The sequence below is a fragment of the Flavobacterium tructae genome (assembly GCF_001853485.1).
GTDB classification, from domain to species: Bacteria; Bacteroidota; Bacteroidia; order Flavobacteriales; family Flavobacteriaceae; genus Flavobacterium; species Flavobacterium tructae.
This window is the reverse complement of record NZ_MIKE01000024.1, coordinates 203,160-223,959: the sequence shown is the minus strand read 5'-3', so window position 1 is coordinate 223,959 and position 20,800 is coordinate 203,160. Positions and strand designations below refer to the sequence as shown.

The 20,800-nt window shown below is 37.6% G+C and carries 13 protein-coding genes and 1 tRNA gene; 6 read left to right on the top strand and 8 right to left on the bottom strand.

From position 1 onward, the window contains the following. Positions 1 to 3: 3 nt before the first annotated feature. Positions 4 to 1,461, top strand: coding sequence for a SusD/RagB family nutrient-binding outer membrane lipoprotein (locus BHE19_RS14650; RefSeq protein WP_070907768.1), 1,458 nt, complete (start codon positions 4 to 6; stop codon positions 1,459 to 1,461). Between the two features lie 577 nt (positions 1,462 to 2,038). Continuing rightward, positions 2,039 to 5,887, top strand: coding sequence for a M43 family zinc metalloprotease (locus tag BHE19_RS14645; RefSeq protein ID WP_070907767.1), 3,849 nt, complete (start codon positions 2,039 to 2,041; stop codon positions 5,885 to 5,887). Between the two features lie 76 nt (positions 5,888 to 5,963). On the opposite strand, the gene BHE19_RS14640 is transcribed toward BHE19_RS14645, so the two are convergent. After that, on the bottom strand, positions 5,964 to 7,184 hold the full coding sequence (locus tag BHE19_RS14640; protein ID WP_070907766.1) for a M24 family metallopeptidase: 1,221 nt from the start codon (positions 7,182 to 7,184) through the stop codon (positions 5,964 to 5,966). 178 nt (positions 7,185 to 7,362) lie between these two features. Here BHE19_RS14640 and BHE19_RS14635 point away from each other — a divergent pair, with 178 nt between their 5' ends. After that, positions 7,363 to 8,673 (top strand): S28 family serine protease, encoded by a 1,311-nt coding sequence (locus BHE19_RS14635; RefSeq protein ID WP_070907765.1) that lies wholly within the window; start codon positions 7,363 to 7,365, stop codon positions 8,671 to 8,673. 105 nt (positions 8,674 to 8,778) lie between these two features. On the opposite strand, the gene BHE19_RS14630 is transcribed toward BHE19_RS14635, so the two are convergent. The 6 genes from BHE19_RS14630 to BHE19_RS14605 all read right to left on the bottom strand — a co-directional run bounded on the left by BHE19_RS14630 (position 8,779) and on the right by BHE19_RS14605 (position 14,083). Further along, positions 8,779 to 9,396: a WbqC family protein gene (locus tag BHE19_RS14630; protein ID WP_070907764.1), complete on the bottom strand. Its 618-nt coding sequence runs from the start codon at positions 9,394 to 9,396 to the stop codon at positions 8,779 to 8,781. 90 nt (positions 9,397 to 9,486) lie between these two features. Beyond that, positions 9,487 to 11,040, bottom strand: coding sequence for a signal peptidase I (lepB, locus tag BHE19_RS14625; RefSeq protein ID WP_070907763.1), 1,554 nt, complete (start codon positions 11,038 to 11,040; stop codon positions 9,487 to 9,489). Between the two features lie 66 nt (positions 11,041 to 11,106). After that, positions 11,107 to 11,808, bottom strand: a complete 702-nt coding sequence (gene dapB, locus BHE19_RS14620) for a 4-hydroxy-tetrahydrodipicolinate reductase (RefSeq protein WP_017494832.1) — start codon at positions 11,806 to 11,808, stop codon at positions 11,107 to 11,109. Between the two features lie 39 nt (positions 11,809 to 11,847). After that, on the bottom strand, positions 11,848 to 12,408 hold the full coding sequence (locus BHE19_RS14615) for a DUF5683 domain-containing protein (protein WP_051041425.1): 561 nt from the start codon (positions 12,406 to 12,408) through the stop codon (positions 11,848 to 11,850). Next, positions 12,408 to 13,310, bottom strand: a complete 903-nt coding sequence (locus tag BHE19_RS14610; protein ID WP_070907762.1) for a ParB/RepB/Spo0J family partition protein — start codon at positions 13,308 to 13,310, stop codon at positions 12,408 to 12,410. Before BHE19_RS14610 ends, BHE19_RS14615 begins: the two co-directional genes overlap by 1 nt. Positions 13,311 to 13,315: 5 nt before the next feature. Beyond that, positions 13,316 to 14,083 carry a ParA family protein gene (locus BHE19_RS14605; RefSeq protein ID WP_070907761.1) on the bottom strand — a complete coding sequence of 256 codons (768 nt, stop codon included), beginning with the start codon at positions 14,081 to 14,083 and terminating at the stop codon, positions 13,316 to 13,318. Between the two features lie 609 nt (positions 14,084 to 14,692). On the opposite strand from BHE19_RS14605, the gene BHE19_RS14600 reads away from it, so the two are divergent. From BHE19_RS14600 to BHE19_RS14590, 3 genes are all read left to right on the top strand, one after another. Beyond that, a tRNA-Pro gene (locus BHE19_RS14600) sits at positions 14,693 to 14,767 on the top strand. A 790-nt stretch (positions 14,768 to 15,557) separates the two neighbouring features. Next, positions 15,558 to 17,264, top strand: a complete 1,707-nt coding sequence (locus BHE19_RS14595; protein WP_070907760.1) for a cadherin-like beta sandwich domain-containing protein — start codon at positions 15,558 to 15,560, stop codon at positions 17,262 to 17,264. Positions 17,265 to 17,677: 413 nt separating this feature from the next. Continuing rightward, entirely contained in the window at positions 17,678 to 18,619 is a 942-nt protein-coding gene (locus BHE19_RS14590) for a pentapeptide repeat-containing protein (protein WP_070907759.1), read from the top strand. A gap of 65 nt (positions 18,620 to 18,684) precedes the next feature. Here BHE19_RS14590 and BHE19_RS14585 read toward each other — a convergent pair whose 3' ends face one another. Next, positions 18,685 to 20,574 (bottom strand): carboxylesterase family protein, encoded by a 1,890-nt coding sequence (locus BHE19_RS14585; RefSeq protein WP_083342558.1) that lies wholly within the window; start codon positions 20,572 to 20,574, stop codon positions 18,685 to 18,687. Positions 20,575 to 20,800: the final 226 nt, after the last annotated feature.

The following is a 20,800-nucleotide window of genomic DNA, read 5'->3' as shown; positions in this document are numbered from 1 at the left end:
AAAATGAAAATAGTAAAAACGATATTTTTTGCAGGAGCCATTTTACTTTCGGTAGCCTCTTGTGATAACTTAGAAGATTTAAATCAGGATAAAAAAGCATATACCACCGTTTTGCCGGGGGCGCTCATGACCAATGCGCAGGTAAATTATGCGTTTTTCCTGACCAATGCTTCAGTAAACAGCAATAATTTTAGAGGATATGCTCAATATTGGTCTACCACAACCTATACCGATGAGGTGAACTACAATATGGAAAGAAGAAATTTAGGAAGTTCTCTTTCAACGTTGTTATACAGAGACGTTTTGCAGGATTTGGTAAACGCTCAAAAAGACATAAAGAGCAAAGAAGCTTTAGGAGCTGTTGATACTGCAATTAAGAAAAACAAAATCGCAGTACTTGACGTTCAGATTGTGATGGCATATCAGGCACTTGTAGATTTATTTGGAAACGTGCCTTACAGTGAAGCTTTGGATATTAATCTATATCCTTATCCAAAATACGATGATGCCAAAACCATTTATTTAGATCTGGCTGCCAGATTAGATGCTGCTGTTGCTGCTATGGACAGCAGTAAAGAGAGCTTTGGTAAAGCCGATTTAATTTACAAAGGCGATGTGGCAAAATGGAAAACATTAGCGAATAGTGTGAAATTAAAATTGGGATTACACCTTGCAGACATTGAGCCTGCTAAAGCAAAAGCAATAGTAGAAAGTGCTTACAATTCAGGAGTAATGACCAGTGAAGATCAAACAGCATTGTTCCAGTATTTTTCATCACTTGTAGACATGAATCCGTTGTATGATACTTTGGTAAACGAAAGTCAAACTATCCCGACTGAATATTTTGTGAATCAGTTAAATGGAAAAAATGACCCAAGACGTGATATATTCTTTAATCCAAATTCTAAAAAGCAAGGAAATTATAAAGGAGCTCCTTATGCCAAACAAGTAAGTTATGGTGATTTTTCAAACATGGGATCAAGATTGAAAGAAAAAACAAACCCGGGAGTAATTTTTGATTACACCGAAACCTGTTTCCTTTTGGCAGATGCTGCAAACAGAGGATTTAGCGTAGGAGGAACTTCGGAAGAATATTATAAAAAAGGAATTTTGGCCAGTATGAATTTCTGGGGAGTTGCGAGTGCTGATGCGCAAACTTATTTGAGCAGAACCGATGTTGACTTTGCAACTGCTGCCGGAACGACAAAAGAAAAAATTGCTTACCAGCTTTGGATTGCTTATTACAATAGAGGATTTGAAGCCTGGACAGAATACAGAAGATTAGATTTCCCTGTATTGTTAGCCCCTTCAACTGCTGTTGATGCGGCAAAAGGAAAAGTACCGGTTCGTACTATTTACTCTCTTTTTGATAAAACCTTAAACAAAGAAAATTATGAAGCTGCCTCAGCTGCAATAGGAGGAGATTTAATGACTACAAAAATTTTCTGGGATAAATTTTAATTTGAATTAGTTTTCCTGTTTTTAACCGGGGCCTTTAATTAGGTTCCGGTTTTTTTTTTGTTTAATCCCATTGTCCGACTGAGTGAGGGTCAGGTCCTATTTATTGAATTACATTGTCCGACTGAGCGAAGTCGAAGTGTTTATTGAATCCCATTGTCGGACTGAGTGAGGGTCAGGTCCTATTTATTGAATTACATTGTCCGACTTAGCGAAGCCGAAGTGTTTATTGAATCCCATTGTCGGACTGAGCGAAGTTCAAGTTTTACTTATTGAATACCATTGTCCGACTGAGCGAAGCCGAAGTGTTTATTGAATCCCATTGTCAGACTGAGTGAAGGTCAGGTCTTACTTATTGAATTACATTGTCCGACTGAGCGAAGTCGAAGTCTCGGTTTTGTTTTATTTAAAAAATAATCAATTTTGTTCGCGAATGCTTGATTTATTTGGTTTATTTTTTAATTATGTGTTTTTTTAAAGTTAAAAAGTTGTTAATTATATATTATTTTTAAATAACATAGTATCAGTAAAATAGAAGCTATGCTGGTAAATTTGGTGGCAACAAATTAACCCAAAAAAAATGAAAACAAAACTACTAGTATTAATGCTTGTTTTTTCGATAGGGAAAATGAGCGCGCAGGGACTTCCTTGCCGGACGACAGAAGAAAACGCCAAAGTGTATCGGAATAGCCCCAAATCACTTCAGGAAAAAAAAGATTTTGAAGCCTTTACCAAAACATTTACCCTCCAGCGTAAAAGCAAAACTTCAAAAACAGCAGCAACACCTACTTATGTTATCCCCGTGGTTTTCCATATTTATGGAGACGTTCAAAGCGGAAAAACCATTACCTATGAAAAAATTGTCAATCATTTGGCTCAACTAAATGACGATTTCAATGGCAGGAATGCCGACTACCAAACAGTTGAGCCCTTTTTTCAAGCGAGAAGAGGAACATTAAACATCGAATTTAAACTGGCAAAAAAAGATCCTAATGGCGGATGTACGACAGGAGTTGTTTTCCATGCAGCTAAAAACGGTTACGGAAATGGCGGTGGCTACGATGATCAGATTGCTGCCGATGCCTGGGACAATAAAAAATATATGAACGTTTATATTCAGAACGATTTGTATAACGAAGGAGTTTTTAACAATTCAGGAGTTGCATGGTATCCTGATTCTGGTATGACGGCCAATAATACAGCACGTGTCGTTTTTAATGGAGCTTATCTTTACGACAACTCCTACAGCAAAGAATTTTCAGCAACCCTTACACATGAATTCGGACATTTCTTAAACCTTATTCATACTTTCGAAGGAGGATGCTCCGGCACAGATGAAGTTGCCGACACCCCTGCAGAAGACGGTCAGCACACCTTGGCTTGTACACCGGGAACCAATTGTACAGGAGATAAAGTAAATATAGAAAACTACATGGGGTACAATGGCGCACAAGGCTGTTACAAAATGTACACCCAAGGTCAGATTGACAGAATGCTGGCTGCATTGCAGCATCCGGCAAGGATCACACTCTGGCAGCCTCAAAACTTAATTGACACCGGAGTAAACACGACTGAAAGCAGTTTAGTGGCAACCGGAACTACTTTTAAAGAAGCCATTATCAATGATGGATCTTTTGATACAGCCTCAGTGGTAACTTTAAGCGGAGGAAAAACTTTTGCACTAAGTTCAGGAACTTTGTCAGCCGGAACCCATTTTACACATACTTTTCCAGCCGGAATCACACCGGTTGTTACTGTAAATTCAAATGGTCAGGTGACAGTAACACTTTCAGGAAAAGCGACAAATCACGCGGCAGCGCAAAATACAACTGCCGGAATAACATTTTTACCTGCGGCATTTACAGGAGGAACCACAGGATTGTCTTGTACTGCTTTGTTTTACAATTTAAGATTTACGGATCCTTATGGAATCTTCTTTGTAGACATGCCGGATATTAACATCTCCTCAAATTTAGTCTGGAAGTTTTTTGATATTGCAAAAGGAGACGACACTTCATTCGGAGGTTGGCGTTATGCGGCCAATGCGCTAAAAATTGAAACTTATGGCAAAAGATTAACTTGTGAAAGTGGCAGCCGAAACATTACCTTATTAGCACAAAACACCGCAGTTGGCCCGACAAGTAATATGACCGCTCCGGGAGCATACCCAAATCAATTAGATTTAAGAACAGCGAGTTATACCGCTTGGGATGGAAAATCCGGATATGTAGGTTTTGAATACAAAATCGATGGATTACCTTGCTATGGCTGGTTCAAAATAAGTGTTGCGGCAAATGGAGACGGTTACACCATTTCTGAATATGCCTATAATACACAACCCAATGCACCTATTTATACCGGTGTGACTAACAAAACGGCCGTTGTTCTATCAGAAAGTATACTGTACGAGGCAGAGGCAAATGACGGTGGTGTTACTACGACCAGTACAATTTCGTTATCTACTAACAATGGAACTTTTACAAAAAGCACAGGAACTTTAACAGCCGGAACTGATTATACGATTACAGGAGTTCCTTCAGGATTAACCGCTGTACTGACGCTTCAGGGAAATAGTAAAGTAGTGGTTTCCTTTACCGGAAAAGCAACCGCACATCTACCTGCAAATGATGCTGCTGTGACGATTACCTTTAAAGATGCTGCAATCACTGGAGGAATTGCGACTCTTGATATGTCATCAAAAACAATCAATTTGAAATTTGATGCGCCTTACGGAGTTTTCTATGTAAACAATCCTGATTATGTTGCTTCGGCAGCCCAAACCTGGCAGTATTTTGATTTAGGAATTGGAGATAATACGGAGTATGGAGCATGGCAGTTTGCCGCTGCCGCTTTAAAAGTAGAAACTTATGGCAAAAGACTGGTAGGACCTGCAGGTACACGTAACATTAGTTTAATTACAGAGGGAACTACAATTGGTGCTTCAAGTAATTTTGTAACCCCTGGAGCGGCATATCCGGATCAGTTAGATTTAAGAACGGCAAGTTATACAGCCTGGGACAATCAAACAGGTTATATCGGTTTTGAATATAAAAGCAGAGGGCGTACATGTTATGGCTGGATGCATGTTAAAGTAGAAGCGGGTGGAGTTGGTTATTCTGTTTTAGACTATGCTTACAATACGAAGCCAAACGAATCCATTCAGGCCGGAACTCAGGCACCTGTAACCGTTTTGGCACCTTCAAGTCTGACAGCTACAGTGAACAATACCAGTTTACAAGCACAATTGACATGGGTGAACAACGCAACTAATGCGACAAACATTGTGGTAGAAAGAGCAGGAGCAGATAATGTTTTTGCCGAGATCACAACATTAGCAAGTACAGCGGTTACTTATACCAACACAGGTTTGACAGCCGGAAGTACTTATAAATACAGAGTACGTGCAAAAGCAAACAGCATTTACTCCGCTTATTCTAATGAGGTTACAGCCACTCTTACGGCAGGCTCAGCGTATTGTACTGCTCAGGGGAATAATAATTACGAATACATTAATTCAGTAACTATTGGAAGTTTCACCAATACATCCGGTAAAGATGCAGGCGGCTATGCCAATCTTACTTCTAAAACCGTGACCGTAACTCCGGGAACAGCAACAAGTGTAAGTCTGGCAGCAGGTTTTTCCGGAGGATCTTATTTAGAATATTGGGGAGTGTGGATCGATTACAATAAAAACAATGTTTTTGATGCTTCTGAAAAAGTGATTGACGGAATTTCTTCTACCGGAACAGCCACAGGCAGTTTTACACCGATTGCATTTACCGGAACGACCAGAATGCGTATTGTAATGAAATATTATTCGAACCCGTCAGCTTGTGGAAACATTGGAGATGGTGATGTCGAAGATTATACAGTCGTTGCAGGTACAGCACCTAATCCGACAACTTTGCCGACACCAACAAATATTGGGAATTCAGGAGTGTATTCATCCGGATTTTATGCTTCATGGAATACAGTGGCGAATGCAACAAGTTATGAAGTGCAGTTGAATAATGCTGCTACAGGCTGGACCACTTTCGGAACTTCCACAACCTATTATTTATGGGTTCCGAAACAAGGTACGCAAACCGTTTATCAGTTTAGAGTTAGAGCTAAAAATGCAACTGATGCAAGTAACTGGAGCGCTCCGTTGACCATTGATTTGCAAAACGGAAGTGCAGGAGCAGATCAGACTGATTTTACAAAATCATTTACGATGTATCCTAATCCGGCGTCGGATGTGGTTAATTTCAATTTCGCTAATTTAAACCTGGCGGATACTAAAATCACCATCTACGACAGTACAGGAAATGTTATTGACATTGTAAAAAACACACTTTCTTATCCGGTAAACCGTCTTAGAAAAGGAGTTTATATAGTGGTAGCTACAGATGGAAGCTTCACAGATACTAAAAAGTTATTGGTTAAATAAATAATTTGGTTTGTAAAGAAGAAAAGGGAAACGATATTGTTTCCCTTTTTTTATGCTTTTTTAAATTAAATACAGCTTAATTGATACCAATCCCAAACGGATTATCAATACTGTGCATTGGAGTAGTGAACCATTTTGGACCTTCAGCGGTCATGTAAAAATGATCTTCATGACGAATCCCGAATTGACCCGGAATACAAAGCATAGGTTCGTTGCTTACTACCATTCCTTCTTGCAGAACAGTAGTATTACCTCTTACCAAATACGGATGTTCGTGAATATCTAATCCTGTTCCGTGACCAACGCGATGAGGTAATCCAGGCAATTCGTAATCGGCACTCAAACCGCCTGCAGCAATTACTTTACGTGCGGCATCATCGACCGAACCGCAGGTTGCTCCTAATTGTGCTGCATCAAAAGCGGCTTTTTGTGCAGCCTTTTCTAAATTCCAGATTTTGACGTGTGCTTCCGTTGGGGTTCCGTACACATAAGTTCTGGTGATATCAGACAGGTAACCTTCCAAACGACATCCTGTGTCAATAAGTACAACATCGTTATCTTTTAAATCCTGAGGAGTAGTAACCCCATGAGGATATTGAGAATCATCGGCAAACAATACAATACAAAAGTGAGAGCCTGAAGCAATTCCCGCTTTGATATGTGCCTGATTGATAAAATCGACAACCGTTTCGGCTTTTATACCCGGATGCAAAATACGTGCAGCGGCACGTTGAACCACCATCGTAATTTCTTTGGCTTGTTGGATGATCGCAATTTCATTTGCTGATTTCTGAATGCGACAGCCAGTTGTAACCGGTTGGGAATTTTCGAATTCGTAATTTGGATTGGCTTTTACGATAGCATCAACTAAAAAATAACCGGCAGATTCGTCCAGTGCAATTTTACCGTTGTTTATGCCTTTGGTCTCCAGGATCTTTCCAAATAAAACAGATGGCGATTCGTGTTCTTCCCAGCAATTTAAATGCCCTTCAATTTTCATGAATTTTCTAAAAGTACCTTCCTCAAATTTTGGAACAATATATTCCAGACTGCCGTCTTCAAACAATAAGGCTCCAACCATTCTTTCAGAGGGATTCCATTTGGTTCCGGTAAAATAGTATAGATTGGTTCCTGCGTTCACGAATAAGGACTTAAAACCTGCTGTTTTCATAAGTGACACCGCTTTCTGAATGCGCATTTGATATTCCTCCGGCTGAATGGACTTTACATTCAGGGTCATGTTTTGTATTTTTTCTAATTCTGCAATTGCGTTAGATCCGCCAACTCCAATGGTCATATTTGTTGTTTTAAGGTTAATAGTTTTTTGTTGTTTTTCTGGATTAAAAATAAGCCAATATTTTGGGATAGTGGTATTTTAACTTAAAGTAGATAAAATAGAATAATTTAAGGGTAATATACTATTGGATTCTGGGTTGTAATGCCTGTATTTTTAAAGATCAATTAAAACTTAAAAAATGAAAAGTATACAGCGTTTAGTATTGCTCCTGTGTGTTGTTCTGAGTTCGTATTTTGTGTCAGCGCAGAATAAATCAGATTTGTACCAGAAGCTCACGGTATTGTTTCCAAAAGCCGAAATCACAACGATAGAAAATTTAGAAGGTTATGCAGAGTCATACCAATTGATTTTAGACGAACCTTTAGATCATAAAAATCCGCAAAAAGGAACTTTCAAGCATTATGTTTACCTCTCGCATCTGAATTTTAGTAACCCAATGGTTATTGAAACTCATGGATACAATACCAATAATATCAAAAGTGAGGTGAGTAAACTGTTAAACGCAAATCAGATTGCAGTCGAATACCGCTTTTATGGAAAGTCGCGACCGGAACCGCTTCCATGGGAATATTTAACAAACGATCAGGCTATCGCCGACTACCACAATCTTGTAACAAAACTGAAGCAGTTGTATACAGGAAAATGGATTTCGACCGGAATAAGTAAAGGTGGTGAAACAGCTTTGATTTATAAATCAAAATATCCGGATGATGTGGATGTGGCAATGCCTTATGTGGCACCGTTAATTAATACTCAGGAAGATCCCCGAACAGTAGAGCATACTAAAACAGTGGGGACAGCAGAATGCAGGGCTAAAATTACAGCCTTTCAGAGAGCAGTTTTAGAAAATAGAGAAGCCGTTTTAAAGGAGTTTGAACAATATGCAGAAGAGAAGAAAATGACTTTTGCCGAAGTTCCTTTCGCTGAAGCATTAGAATATGCAGTTTTAGAATTTCCATTTTCTTTTTGGCAATGGGGAGGAAAATGCGAGGCTATTCCGTCAGTAACAGCGAGTCCGAAAGAGCTGTTTGCCTATTTGGATGAGGTTTCAGGTGTAAGAACTTATAATGATAAGATGTATTTTCATTACTTGCCGTCCTATTATCAACATTTAAAAGAATTGGGGTACTATGGATTTGATTTTTCTCCGGTTGCCGATTTGCTTCAGGTGGTAAAGAGTGCTTCCAATGATCGATTTGCACCCAAAGGAGTGGTTATAAAATACAATCCGAAATACATTAGAGAAGTACGAAAATATGTAGAAAATAAAGGCAGCAAAATTTTGTACATCTATGGTGGTTACGACACCTGGTACTCGTGCGCTCCAACACCTGATTCCAAATTAGATGCATTAAAAATGGTTCTTCCCGGGGGGAGCCACACTACGAGAGTGAAGGATTTTCCGGAGAGTGATAAGAAGCGAATCATGGAAACATTATCAAGATGGCTCGACTTAAAAGCACTTAACGATAAGGCCGAAATAAATTAAAAAAAAATAGCCACAGATTTCACGGATTGAAAAGATTTTAAAAATCGGTGTTAATCTGCGGAATCTGTGGCTAAAAAAAATCTTTGCGAACTTTGCGGTTAACTATTAAACCAGTAGTTTTTGTGTTTTCAAATAATCCATAGCAAATTTACCCTCATTAAAAAGTAAATCCAGAACGCTTAAATTGTTGATAAAACCATGTTTGTCATCAAAAACCTGAGTGTACTTTTCAAATGAATTAAGGTCTTTTTTTCCGTTAGCCAAAACCCTGAAATCGGAGATATTTTCTACCTCATGAAAATATTCTGTGGTTTTACCAAACGCTAATTTCATGCGCAGACATTTAGTGGTGATGTCCAGAACTTCCAGATTTAAATCCATTAAAAAAGTGTGCTGCTTTTCAAAAACAGGACGAATATCATCTTCAAAGAACTCAAAAAAAGGAGAACTTCTGTACGCAGCTTCCAATGATTTGAAATGCTGTTTTTGCCAGTCAAATTCATTCTCGATGATAACATCTTTTGTTTTCTGATGACCTGATTTCGAATGTTTAACCGGTATATTTAGTAACTGAATTCCGTTCGGACTATAGATGTAGGTACGGTTTCTGTTAGTTTGTTTCTGAAAATTATCTTCCATTTCAAAAGTAATATTTTCAGATTGTGCCATAACTGCAAAGTGGCTGATCGATGGAAAATAAGTAGGAAGTAATAGAGAGTTCATCTTTAATTGCTTTAAAAGTTTCAGGTTTCAAGTTTCAGGTTGTGAGTGAACCTGAAACTTGAAACCTGAAACAAAAATAACTTTTTTTATTTATGCTTTGTTTTGTTTTCTTTTTTTCCAGAAATATTCTCCAACAAAATAGGCTGCAAGAATAAACAAGAAATACTTAAAGTAAGATTGTGGTTGTCCTTCACCATCAACAGTTGTGAAAACTCTGCTCCAACGAATTTTGTTGATTCCTTTACCGTTAGTATCCCAGCTCATCCAGATGAAAACCGGTTTTCCTACAATATGATTTTCCGGAACGTAACCCCAGTAGCGGCTGTCTTCAGAGTTGTGACGGTTGTCTCCCATCATCCAATAGTAATTCTGCTTAAAAGTATAAGTTGTAGCAGGTTTACCATTAATTAAGAATTTAGAACCATCCAACTGTAAAGTGTTTCCTTCGTAAGTGGTGATGATGTCTTTGTAAAACGGTAATGATTCATTGGTTAAAGCAACTGTTTTCCCTGCTTCCGGAATATAAATCGGACCAAAATTATCCTGATTCCATTTGTTGATGTGCGGGAAAATAGCGTTGTCATTTCCGTGGTCAATTTCTCTTGTAACGGCAGTAATACCAGGCGTATTTTTCAGACGTTCTGCACTTGCCTCAGTCAAAGCTCTGAAATAAAGAGTATCTCTTTTTTCGCTTTTAAATCCTGCTCCATCTGTAATATCAAGTTCTCTTACTAAAGATTCAAAATCAATAGGGATTTTTGGGTCTATGGCTACGGAATAAGAATATTGAGGTTTTGCTCTTTCCGGTAAAACTAATTTTTTTCCGTTAATGAAAACAAATCCGTCTTTAATCGATAAGCTGTCCCCCGGAATACCTACGCATCTTTTTACGTAATTTGATTTTTTATCAATTGGTTTGATAACCCCCGGTCTTCCTTTTGGTTCGTAAAAATAGTGAACCGTATCTACCGGCCAGTTGAAAACGACAATATCAGTTCGTTTTATTTTTTCTAAAGCAGGTAATCTGAAATAAGGCAATTGTGGCCATTTCAAATAGGATCTTTGTTTTACAAACGGAATAGAGTCATGTACCATTGGTAATGCAACCGTAGTCATAGGGACTCTTGGGCCATAATTTACTTTACTTACAAACAGAAAATCCCCAATCAATAAAGATTTTTCTAAAGAGGAAGTAGGAATTGTATAAGGTTGTACTAAATAAGTATGTACCAATGTTGCTACGATAACGGCAAAAAGTAAAGAACTCAGGGTGTCACCTGCTTTATTTTCAGAAGTTAATTTTCGGTCAGCATTGTATACTAGTTTTTGAGTGTAGCTAACATAATAGATATAGAAACCTAAAGTGAAAATTCCTAAAAGAGTATCTAAAGTTGTTTTTTTGCCAAACGTTCTTAAAGTCTCCACCCAAACCACCGGAAACATAATCAGGTTAATAATAGGAATGAAAAGCAATAAAGTCCACCAGGTTGGACGACTGATTATTTTCATTAAAACGATTGAATTGTATACCGGAATCGCAGCTTCCCAGCTTTTTCTTCCGGCAGCCTGATATAATTTCCAGGTTCCGATAAAATGAATAACCTGAACGGCTAAGAAAAATACAAACCAAAGATATAGTGTCATAATATTTTATTTAAAGTTTTAGGTTCGGGACTTAATTTGAAATTTTACCTAAACCTTTCTAACTGTTTATTTTAAATTTAATACGTCTTTCATAGAATAGATTCCCGTTTTTCCGGCAAGCCACTCTGCTGCGATTACCGCTCCAAGAGCAAACCCTTCGCGGTTGTGTGCAGTGTGTTTTAATTCGATGCTGTCTACAGGTGAGTCGTAAGTTACAGTATGGGTTCCTGGTACTTCGCCAATTCTTTTAGCTTCAATATGAATTTCGTTGTTTTTTGCTTCGTCCAGAGTCCAATTGGTGTATTGGCTGTTTTCGATAACTCCTTTGGCTAAAGAAATTGCCGTACCGCTAGGAGCATCCAGTTTTTGTGTATGATGAATTTCTTCCATCGTAACTTTATACGAATCCAGTTGAGACATGATTTTAGCTAAGTATTCGTTCAGTTCGAAGAAAATATTAACCCCTAAACTAAAGTTAGAGCTCGAAATAAAAGCACCCTTCTTTTCGTTGCAAAGCGATATCATTTCGTCATAGTGTTCTAGCCATCCTGTAGTTCCTGAAACCACAGGTACATTAGCATGAAAGCAATTGGAGATATTGTCAACGGCAGCAGTAGGGACGCTGAAATCGATCGCAACATCGGCTGTTGAAAGTCCGTCGTAAGTACTGAATTCGTCTTTTTTCAAAACAATTTCATGACCTCTTTCCAAAGCAATTCGCTCGATTACTTTACCCATTTTTCCGTATCCTAAAAGCGCAATTTTCATTTCGTGTATTTTTTTTAAAATTCAAGTAACCGGAGTTATTTAAAAGTGGTAATTAAAAGTTAGTCCAACATTTGGTTTGAAAGTTACAGCGTCAGGGTAAATTTCCGGGCGCAATGATAATCTTTCGTTTACGTTAAACTGAATCAGTGCAGCGTCAACATTGGCGTCGATAATGTTTAAGGCATAAAAACCAACGACAAATAATAGTGATAAATCTCTGTTTCGCTGATAAAATTTCTGACCGGCAATAAGTCTGCTGTCGTCCAGGAATTTATATTTATCGTCATTGTAGCCTTCCAGTCTTCGTTTGTAGGCTTCGCGATAATCGTGGTATTTTTTGTTGTTGTCAAGATAGAAGTATAAACTCGTACCAATCGCTCCGTAGACCAAAGGGATTTTCCAGTACTTTTTATTGTATGCCTGACCTAAACCCGGTAAAATTGCCGAGTAGAATGCTGCTTTTGCAGGGGTAAGAGGATCGATTTCCTGCAATTTGCTAGTGTCTTTAACAACCAAAACCGTGTCTTTTTTTACCTGAGCAAAAAGAGAAACGGTTCCTATGAGAAAGAACAATAGACTTATGGGGACAATTTTATTCACTATCCGTTTATTAATTTTATTATTCTGTTAAAGTCGGCTTCAGAGTCAAATGGAATGGTGATTTTTCCTTTACCCGTGCCGGCGACTTTTATATCAACTTTCGAACCAAAATAATCGTTGAAAGTGTTTTTTTGTGTTTCTCTAACCACAAAAGAAGATTCTGCTTTAGGTTTTCCTTCTGCTTTTGGTTTTAAACTTTCATGATAGTTTTTTACCAGAGTCTCAGTTTCACGGACAGATAAATTCTGACTTACTATTTTTTGGTAGATATCAGTCTGAATGTCTAAGTCTTCAATATTAATGATTGCTCTACCGTGTCCCATACTGATAAAACCGTCACGGATACCTGTTTGAATGATCGGATCCAGTTTTAAAAGACGTAAATAATTGGCAATTGTAGAGCGTTTTTTTCCAACACGCTCACTCATTTGCTCCTGTGTAAGTTGAATTTCGTCAATCAGACGTTGATAAGAAAGTGCAATTTCAATCGGATCTAAGTCATGACGCTGGATGTTTTCAACCAAAGCCATAACCAATGATTCGTTGTCATTGGCAATACGAATATAGGCAGGAACATGCGTTAAGCCTACTAAAGTCGAAGCACGTAAACGACGCTCTCCTGAGATGAGCTGATATTTGTTGAAATCTAATTTACGAACAGTAATAGGTTGAATTACACCAAGTTCTTTAATAGATGTGGCTAATTCGCGTAACGATTCTTCATTAAAATTGCTTCGGGGCTGAAACGGATTTATTTCGATAGCACTTATTTCAAGCTCAATGATATTTCCAACAACCTTATCAGCATTTTTGTCTTCTACTGATGTAATGTCGTTTTCCGGATCTTTTAATAACGCTGATAATCCTCTTCCTAAGGCTTGTTTTTTAATTGCTTTTGTCATAAAAACTATTTGCTGTTTTTCTTTATAATCTCCTGAGCTAAATTAATGTAATTAACGGCTCCTTTACTGGTTGCGTCATAATTAATGATGCTTTCTCCAAAACTTGGTGCCTCGCTCAGTTTAACATTTCGTTGAATAACGGTATCAAAAACCATATCATTAAAGTGTTTTTGAACTTCTTCTACAACCTGATTAGACAAACGTAATCTTGAATCGTACATGGTTAGTAACAATCCTTCTATGTCAAGATCCGGGTTGTGTATTTTTTGAATACTTTTTATGGTGTTCAATAATTTTCCTAATCCTTCAAGTGCAAAATATTCGCATTGGATTGGGATAACCACAGAATCAGCAGCTGTTAAAGCATTCAGGGTTAATAAACCTAGAGAAGGCGCACAGTCGATAATGATAAAGTCATATTCGTCTTTTACGCTTTCTAACGCTTTTTTAAGCATGTACTCTCTGTTTTCTTTGTCAACCAATTCGATTTCGATGGCAACAAGGTCAATGTGTGCAGGTATTACATCGACATTTGGAGATGTACATTTTAAAACAGCTTCTTTTGGTGTTATACTGTGTTCCAGGATTTGATAAGTTCCGGCTTCAACTGATTCTACGTCAATCCCAAGGCCAGATGTAGCATTGGCTTGTGGATCAGCATCGATCAACAATACTTTCTTTTCTAAAACACCTAATGAGGCTGCAAGATTTACAGATGTTGTAGTCTTTCCAACGCCTCCTTTTTGATTAGCAATCGCAATGATTTTGCCCATTTATTTTCTGAATTTTGAACCGTAAAAATACAATTATTTATGGTTTCTGAAAATCTATTTTGTTAACATTTGTGAATCTTCGGTTAATCGTTGTATGGTGCGTGTTTTCTGGAATTGATTTTAACGATAATGAAAAAACAGGAACGAAATTTCGTTCTATTTTTCGATTTATTTTAGTCTAAAAAGAACAAAATCTTACTTTAGTCAGAAAAAGGGAATTAAAAGTGGGTGTAAATTTTACTGCTCATTTTTCTTTTTCAAAACTTTTACAAGGCTGGTTGTGAAAAATAAAATAGTTGTGGCCCCTAACAAAATACAATGCGAAAAATATTTCTTTCGCATTGGAGGGGATATGTATTTAAATAAAGTGAAATCCCTTCATTAAATAAGTTCAGAACTTACGAGACGATGTGTTAAAATGGAGTATATGTAAAGGACTGAATCGTTGTAATGTTTTAATCTGAGGGTATATTTATATTTTTTTGTGCTAATTGAAAAGTGAAGTGTTTGATATTCTATATTTTGAAGTTATTTTGAAAATAAAAAAACTGATATTTTTAAAATTGTTGTTGGATAAGTAAAAAATAGTTCTATCTTTGCACCCGCTTACGGGGTGTAGCGTAGCCCGGTTATCGCGCCTGCTTTGGGAGCAGGAGGCCGCAGGTTCGAATCCTGCCACCCCGACAAAAGTCTTTTCATTTTTTGGAAAGACTTTTTTTTTGCTTTAAACTGAAATCCTATAGCTAGAACTGTTATCGCGTCCCGATTAGAATCGGGAAGGCTGCAGGTTCGAATCGGGGCACCCCGACAAAAGTCTTTTCATTTTTTGGAAAGACTTTTTTTTTGCTTTAAACTGAAATCCTAATAGCTGAACTGTTATTGCGCCCCGATTAGAATCGGGAAGGCCGCAGGTTCGAATCGGGGCACCCCGAAAAAAGTCTTTTCATTTTTTGGAAAGACTTTTTTTTTGCTTTAAACTGAAATCCTATAGCTAGAACTGTTATCGCGTCCCGATTGGAATCGGGAAGGCCGCAGGTTCGAATCGGGGCACCCCGACAAAAGTCTTTTCATTTTTTGGGAAGACTTTTTTTTTCTTTAAACTGAAATCCTATAGCTGAACTGTTATTGCGCCCCGATTAGAATAGGGAAGTCCGCAGGTTCGAATCGAGGCATCCCGACAAAATTCCTCCCATTTTCTTTGTTTTTCACAAATAAGCATCTCAAGATAGCCGATGCACCAAATCTTTTTCATTACTCGCTTTCCCGTTTATTGCGTGAATCACCCAATTATTACATCTGCAGTTGTGTTTATTGAATTGCGAACTCTTCCTGATTTTTTACTTGTTACTTTGTTTTGTAGCTATTTAATTATTAAATAAATTAAAATGGATTGTCGAAAGTGCCTAAAGTACTAAAAATGACACTGTAAGAAATTTCGATTTAGTTTAAAAACTTAAAAAAAAAACATTTTGATATGAATCGTACTTTTACTTTCTTTTTTCCGAAAAAGCCTTTCTTGGTTTATGTGATCACTTTTTTGTCGGTTTTTCAAACAATGGCGCAGACAGTGCCTACTATGCAAGCTTCAAATCTTGCTTTTACCAATACCACATCAACCGGAACGACATTGAACTGGACAAATGGGAATGGAGGAGGAAGGATTGTATTTATGCGGGAAGGTATAGGTTCTGCTCCTGTACCGGATAATATTTATTTTGCAGAGAATAAGGTTTTCGGTTTAGGAGATCAGATAGGTACAACAGGCTGGTATACCATTGTTAAGATTAATACCGATAATAAGACAGTGATAACCGGTTTGACTCCCGGAAAGACTTATCAGGTAATCGTGATGGAGTTTAATGGCAACCCTGGATATCCTTCCTATTTAACAACAACAAGCACCGGTAATCCCGCAGCAATTACTACGTTGAGTAATGTCGCTACTTTAAGTAATTTAAATCTGAGTGCCGGAGCACTGACTACTGTTTTTCAATCAGAAACCACTGATTACTATGCCAGAGTTCCTAACGAAGTCAGTAGTATAACAGTAACGCCGGTGGCTTCTGATGCCAATGCGAAGATAAAAGTAAATGGGATAGCAGTGACTAGTGGAACACCTTCGCAAGTGATTGGTAATCTGGAAGTAGGTAGTCTTTATGCTAATTCTAATCTTATTACAGTAGAGGTCACAGCTCAGGATGGTACTGTAAAAATATATAGGATTAGAGTTTTTAGACTTTTGCCACAACCGACGATTCAGACCACGGGGCTTACTTTCACCAATACGACATCAACGGGCATTACATTGAACTGGACAAATGGGAATGGAGGGTCAAGAACCGTATTTATGCGGGCGGGTACCAATGCTGATTCTGTTCCGAACCCTAATCCTGTTTCTGAATTGAGAAATGGTAGTTATCAGGGTAACCCTGCTTTTGGTTTGGGAGATCAGATAGGAACAACTGGTTGGTATGTTATTACTCATATCAATGTTGATAACAAGATAATAGTCACTGGATTAACCCCTGGAACAACTTATCAGGTTATGATCATGGAGTATACAGGAAGTTCTTATTATCCTTCCTATTTAACAATAACAAGCACCGGTAATCCCGCAGCAGTTAGTACGTTAAGTAATGTCGCTACTTTAAGTAATTTAAATCTGAGTGCCGGAGTGCTTACTACAGTTTTCTCTTCCGAAACGACAGCTTATACGGCCAAAGTGTCTAGCGGAGCTGGCAGTATAAAAATAACGCCAATTACTACTGATAATCGTGCAACGATAAAAGTAAATGGGGTAGCGGTGACCAGTGGAAATCCTTCTCAGGAAATAAGTTTAGCTACCGGAGCCAGCACAATGATTACTATTGAAGTAACAGCTCAGGATGGCACGGTAAAAAACTATATCATAACAGTCGAAAAAAGTAGTTTAGGAGTGGTTGATAATAAAATTGAAGGTTTTGCGGTTTACCCAAATCCTGTACCACAAGGGAAGTTATACCTGCAAACTAAGCTAATTGCCTTAAAGGATGTAAAAATATTTGACATGTCGGGTAAAATGGTTTTTTCTGTTTCGACTACAAACAGAGAAGTGTTTATTGAAGGTTTGCAAAAAGGTGTTTATATCCTGAAAGTAAATCAGGATGGAGCTGAATCAACCGAGAAACTTATTGTAGAATAAGATTGAGTTTGTTTTTTGAGCTCTGTTTTGTAAGGAAAACAGGTGTCGAATTCTAAATTCCGTATTGGGTTGTATATTTGCACGAGGTAAAATCAATTGGTTTAGCATCCTTAAAAAAGTCTTTTCGGCCCTTTGAAAAGACTTTTTTGTTTTTTACCCGTTTTGTTTTATTGTAGAAAATATTCAAACGGTCTTGTACTTTTTATCAGGAAAAAAAATATTCTTTATTTACTTCTTACTTTTTTGCAACATTACAGCATGTTTGGCGGGTATAGTCTTTAAATTTGTTACTGGCTACCGTCAGTTGCGAAATACAACTATAAGTAGCGTGATTACAACTATAAGGAGCGGTATTTTTAAGGCTTCAGAGAATAGGTCAAACTAATTTTGCGGTATCACAAAAGATAGTATTTATGAAAGCTAACAAAATCGGCAACAAGATTGCCAAAGCACGAAAAGAGCAAAACATGTCTCAGGCGCAACTTGCTCAACTTTTATTTATCAGTCCGCAGGCAGTAGGGAAATGGGAACGTGGAGAATCCTTTCCGGATATTGCTACTTTAGACCGACTTGCAGAAATTTTAAACGTAGATCTTAATTATTTTTCAGAAAATCTTCAATCTTCTGAAAGTACGCCAATTTCTAAGGTAATTAATGATACTAACGTACAGGAACAAAAAGAATTTAAGGAAATGGGTGCTTCTGACAGATCGGAGCGGCCATTATTGATCAATTTTAGTGGCAGTGCCCTTGCAAAAACGGACTTAGCGGGAGTTAGTCTGGTCAACAGAAGATTTGTTGGAAGTGATTTGCGCGACAGCGACTTTTCGAATGCCGATCTAACCGGCAGTGTGTTTAAGGGTAGTGATGTGCGTGAAGCTAATTTTACCGGAGCGAATCTGACAGATTGTACTTTTTCTGCACTTGATCTTTCCAGTGCCAGTTTCATCAAGGCGACTCTCGTGCGCACCGAATTCAGTGCTTCAGAGTTAAGCGGAGTAAAGTTTATGGATGCAGAGCTGGTTGATGTAAAGCTAGCCAGATCTGATCTTCGAAAAATGACCTTTATAGATTGCATCTTTAATGGAGTTGATTTTAAATATTCAGATTTGTCGGGGCTCTGTCTTGACGGACATATTTTTATGGATGTGAACTTCTCTAATGCGGCATTGAATAAAGTTTCGTTTAAAGGAGCGGTTTTTAGAAATGTTTCGTTCCGTCCGACATTTGCATTGACAAACCGATATTACAAGACACTTCAGACCATTTGTTTTGACGGAGCGGTGATGGACAAATTAACTTATGCAGCACTCAAAGGTGTTGGAGTCGATTTGTCGAAGGTAACAACGATCTAGTTTGAAAATTTTAAAATCCGTAAAGTTTGATTGAAGCTTTACGGATTTTATGTACATCTCAATGACTACTTTTCTGTGATTTTAGTCAGCCATTCAAAGTAGATTTTATTGGTTTCTGCGTCAGGATATTCGTGGGTTTTGTCTTCGATTATTCTTCCGATGACAGGAATTCCATTCGATTTTAGTTTTTGTATTAATTCTTCTGCGACCGATACGGGTAAAGCACCATCTTTCTTTCCATGATAAACAATGACAGAAGTTTTTAAAAAGGGAACCAGAAATTTATCCTCCAAAAAATTAGGATGTCCTGCACCCAGCCACTCGTTTGCCAAATCGGGATGGCCTGCAAATACGGCTACTCCTTTATAGAATTCAGGATGTTGATAGTAGGTTCGCAAGGCGCCATAACCTCCCATAGAAAATCCGGCAATAACGATTTTATTTTTATCACCTGAAAAATATAGCAGTACATCTTCAATGGCTTCAATAATGTCATTTTGAGAACTTTCAGAATCATAACAGTTATACGTATCTCTGGCAAACGGAGCAATCTCAATAAAATTACCGCCGCTTCTGGCCTGATTTAAGACGGTTTGTTCATCTTGTCCGCTGCCATGAAGAAAAACCAGTAGAGGGTATTTTTTTTCAGGGTTGTAATCTTGTGGTAATTTTATAGTGTAAGGTTGAAAAGTAGCATCATATTTTGATTGGAAGGCTCTTCGATAAGGTTTTGCAATTCCTTTGTACGGATCACTGCCTTTTAAAAAGGAATTCAATTCCGTTTCAAATTGGAGATATTCTTTCAATACATTTTTTCCGTTTTCGTAGGATTTCAAATTGTTGAAATGCTGTTGGACTTCGTTTGTTTTAAACAACAGGGTATTTAAAGTGCCTTGCTGCAAATGGTAAGGATTTCTGGTAATTTGTGAACGAATGCTGTCGAAGTTAAACTTAGGGAAAATGACAAAATCGTATTGTGCAATTGTATCAGAGGCTGAACGAATGAGAAAATTATAATGACCCGATTTTAGATTATGAGAGTCAAAGGGGACTAATTTATGCTGCAGTTTGTTCTTAAAACTGATCTTTATTTTTTTATCAGGAAATATTTTGGAAGAATCATTTTGGATAGTAACATCAATGGTTTTATTCAGAGCTGTTTTTGCTATTGTTATTAGGTTTAATTGCAGAGGTTCATCAGCCTGAATATTTCTTTTGGCCAGTTGAGCTGTTATAATGGATTGATTTACTTTTTTAGGTTTTTCAAAAGCGATTGGCATGAAATTCCTTTTTGGAATTTCTTCATCCCAGATTCCTTCATCCTTAACAACTGAGTAGCCATTTGCAGCGTTGTTTGGTATGGCTTTTGCGAAATACAGATTATATCCTAATGGGTTAGAAAACCAGGGATGATAAGGGTATACGTCTTTCCATGCCAATAATACCTCAAAACCGCATTTACCCTTATAAGAGATTTCTTCATATCGGGTTTCACGACTTAGTTTTTTACCATGGTTTTGGTTTCGATTGTAGTCCCAGATTCTTTTTCGGGCCCAGTATTTTTTGTCTTTAGAAGGGGAGAAAGCAATGTCATAGTATTCGTCTGTAAGTGAATCATTTTGAGGTTTTGCCAGAAGTAATTTAAAGCCGTCACCATTGATAAAACCTCTATCGCGATAAGTAATACTATCTGCTTTAGTTTCGATATACAAATAAAGATGTGTTGCGGTATATCCCAACAGATAATTTACTTTAGTGGGCGTGACCGCAGGATTGTCAAACTGAAAAAAATGGTTGAATTCCTTTTTTTTAAGATTTAATAGCCTATCGTCCAGCTTTCCGTCAATAACAGGAGTGAAATCCAGAAAGGGTATCTCTTCAGATTTCGAAGATTGTGCCTGCATCAGTTGAAAAATAAACAGCACTAGACATATTAGCTTTTCTTTTGTTGTCATATCCTGAAGGTATAATTTTGTATTAACGGTACGTTTTATAAGAATTTAAGATAGAATAGATTGGTTTGATGTTTGTTAAGGTGTTGAAATGGAATGGTTAAGTTTTTGAAAATGAGCACTATTAGAGGTCAAATATAGTCAAAAGGAAAAAGTCTTCTGTAATTAGAAGCTGGCTTTTTAAAGCAGGAGTATTCTGTTTCCATTTTTAATTTCCCTTCGCAGGTTA

Bases quoted from the DNA above. Each gene is read 5' to 3' on its own strand.
- BHE19_RS14635 (WP_070907765.1), top strand. From the start codon at position 7,363: ATGAAAAGTATACAGCGTTTAGTATTGCTCCTGTGTGTTGTTCTGAGT.
- BHE19_RS14590 (WP_070907759.1), top strand. From the start codon at position 17,678: ATGAAAGCTAACAAAATCGGCAACAAGATTGCCAAAGCACGAAAAGAG.
- BHE19_RS14610 (WP_070907762.1), bottom strand. From the start codon at position 13,310: ATGACAAAAGCAATTAAAAAACAAGCCTTAGGAAGAGGATTATCAGCG.
- BHE19_RS14645 (WP_070907767.1), top strand. From the start codon at position 2,039: ATGAAAACAAAACTACTAGTATTAATGCTTGTTTTTTCGATAGGGAAA.
- BHE19_RS14585 (WP_083342558.1), bottom strand. From the start codon at position 20,574: ATGACAACAAAAGAAAAGCTAATATGTCTAGTGCTGTTTATTTTTCAA.
- BHE19_RS14650 (WP_070907768.1), top strand. From the start codon at position 4: ATGAAAATAGTAAAAACGATATTTTTTGCAGGAGCCATTTTACTTTCG.
- BHE19_RS14595 (WP_070907760.1), top strand. From the start codon at position 15,558: ATGAATCGTACTTTTACTTTCTTTTTTCCGAAAAAGCCTTTCTTGGTT.
- BHE19_RS14630 (WP_070907764.1), bottom strand. From the start codon at position 9,396: ATGAACTCTCTATTACTTCCTACTTATTTTCCATCGATCAGCCACTTT.
- BHE19_RS14605 (WP_070907761.1), bottom strand. From the start codon at position 14,083: ATGGGCAAAATCATTGCGATTGCTAATCAAAAAGGAGGCGTTGGAAAG.
- dapB (WP_017494832.1), bottom strand. From the start codon at position 11,808: ATGAAAATTGCGCTTTTAGGATACGGAAAAATGGGTAAAGTAATCGAG.
- lepB (WP_070907763.1), bottom strand. From the start codon at position 11,040: ATGACACTATATCTTTGGTTTGTATTTTTCTTAGCCGTTCAGGTTATT.
- BHE19_RS14640 (WP_070907766.1), bottom strand. From the start codon at position 7,184: ATGACCATTGGAGTTGGCGGATCTAACGCAATTGCAGAATTAGAAAAA.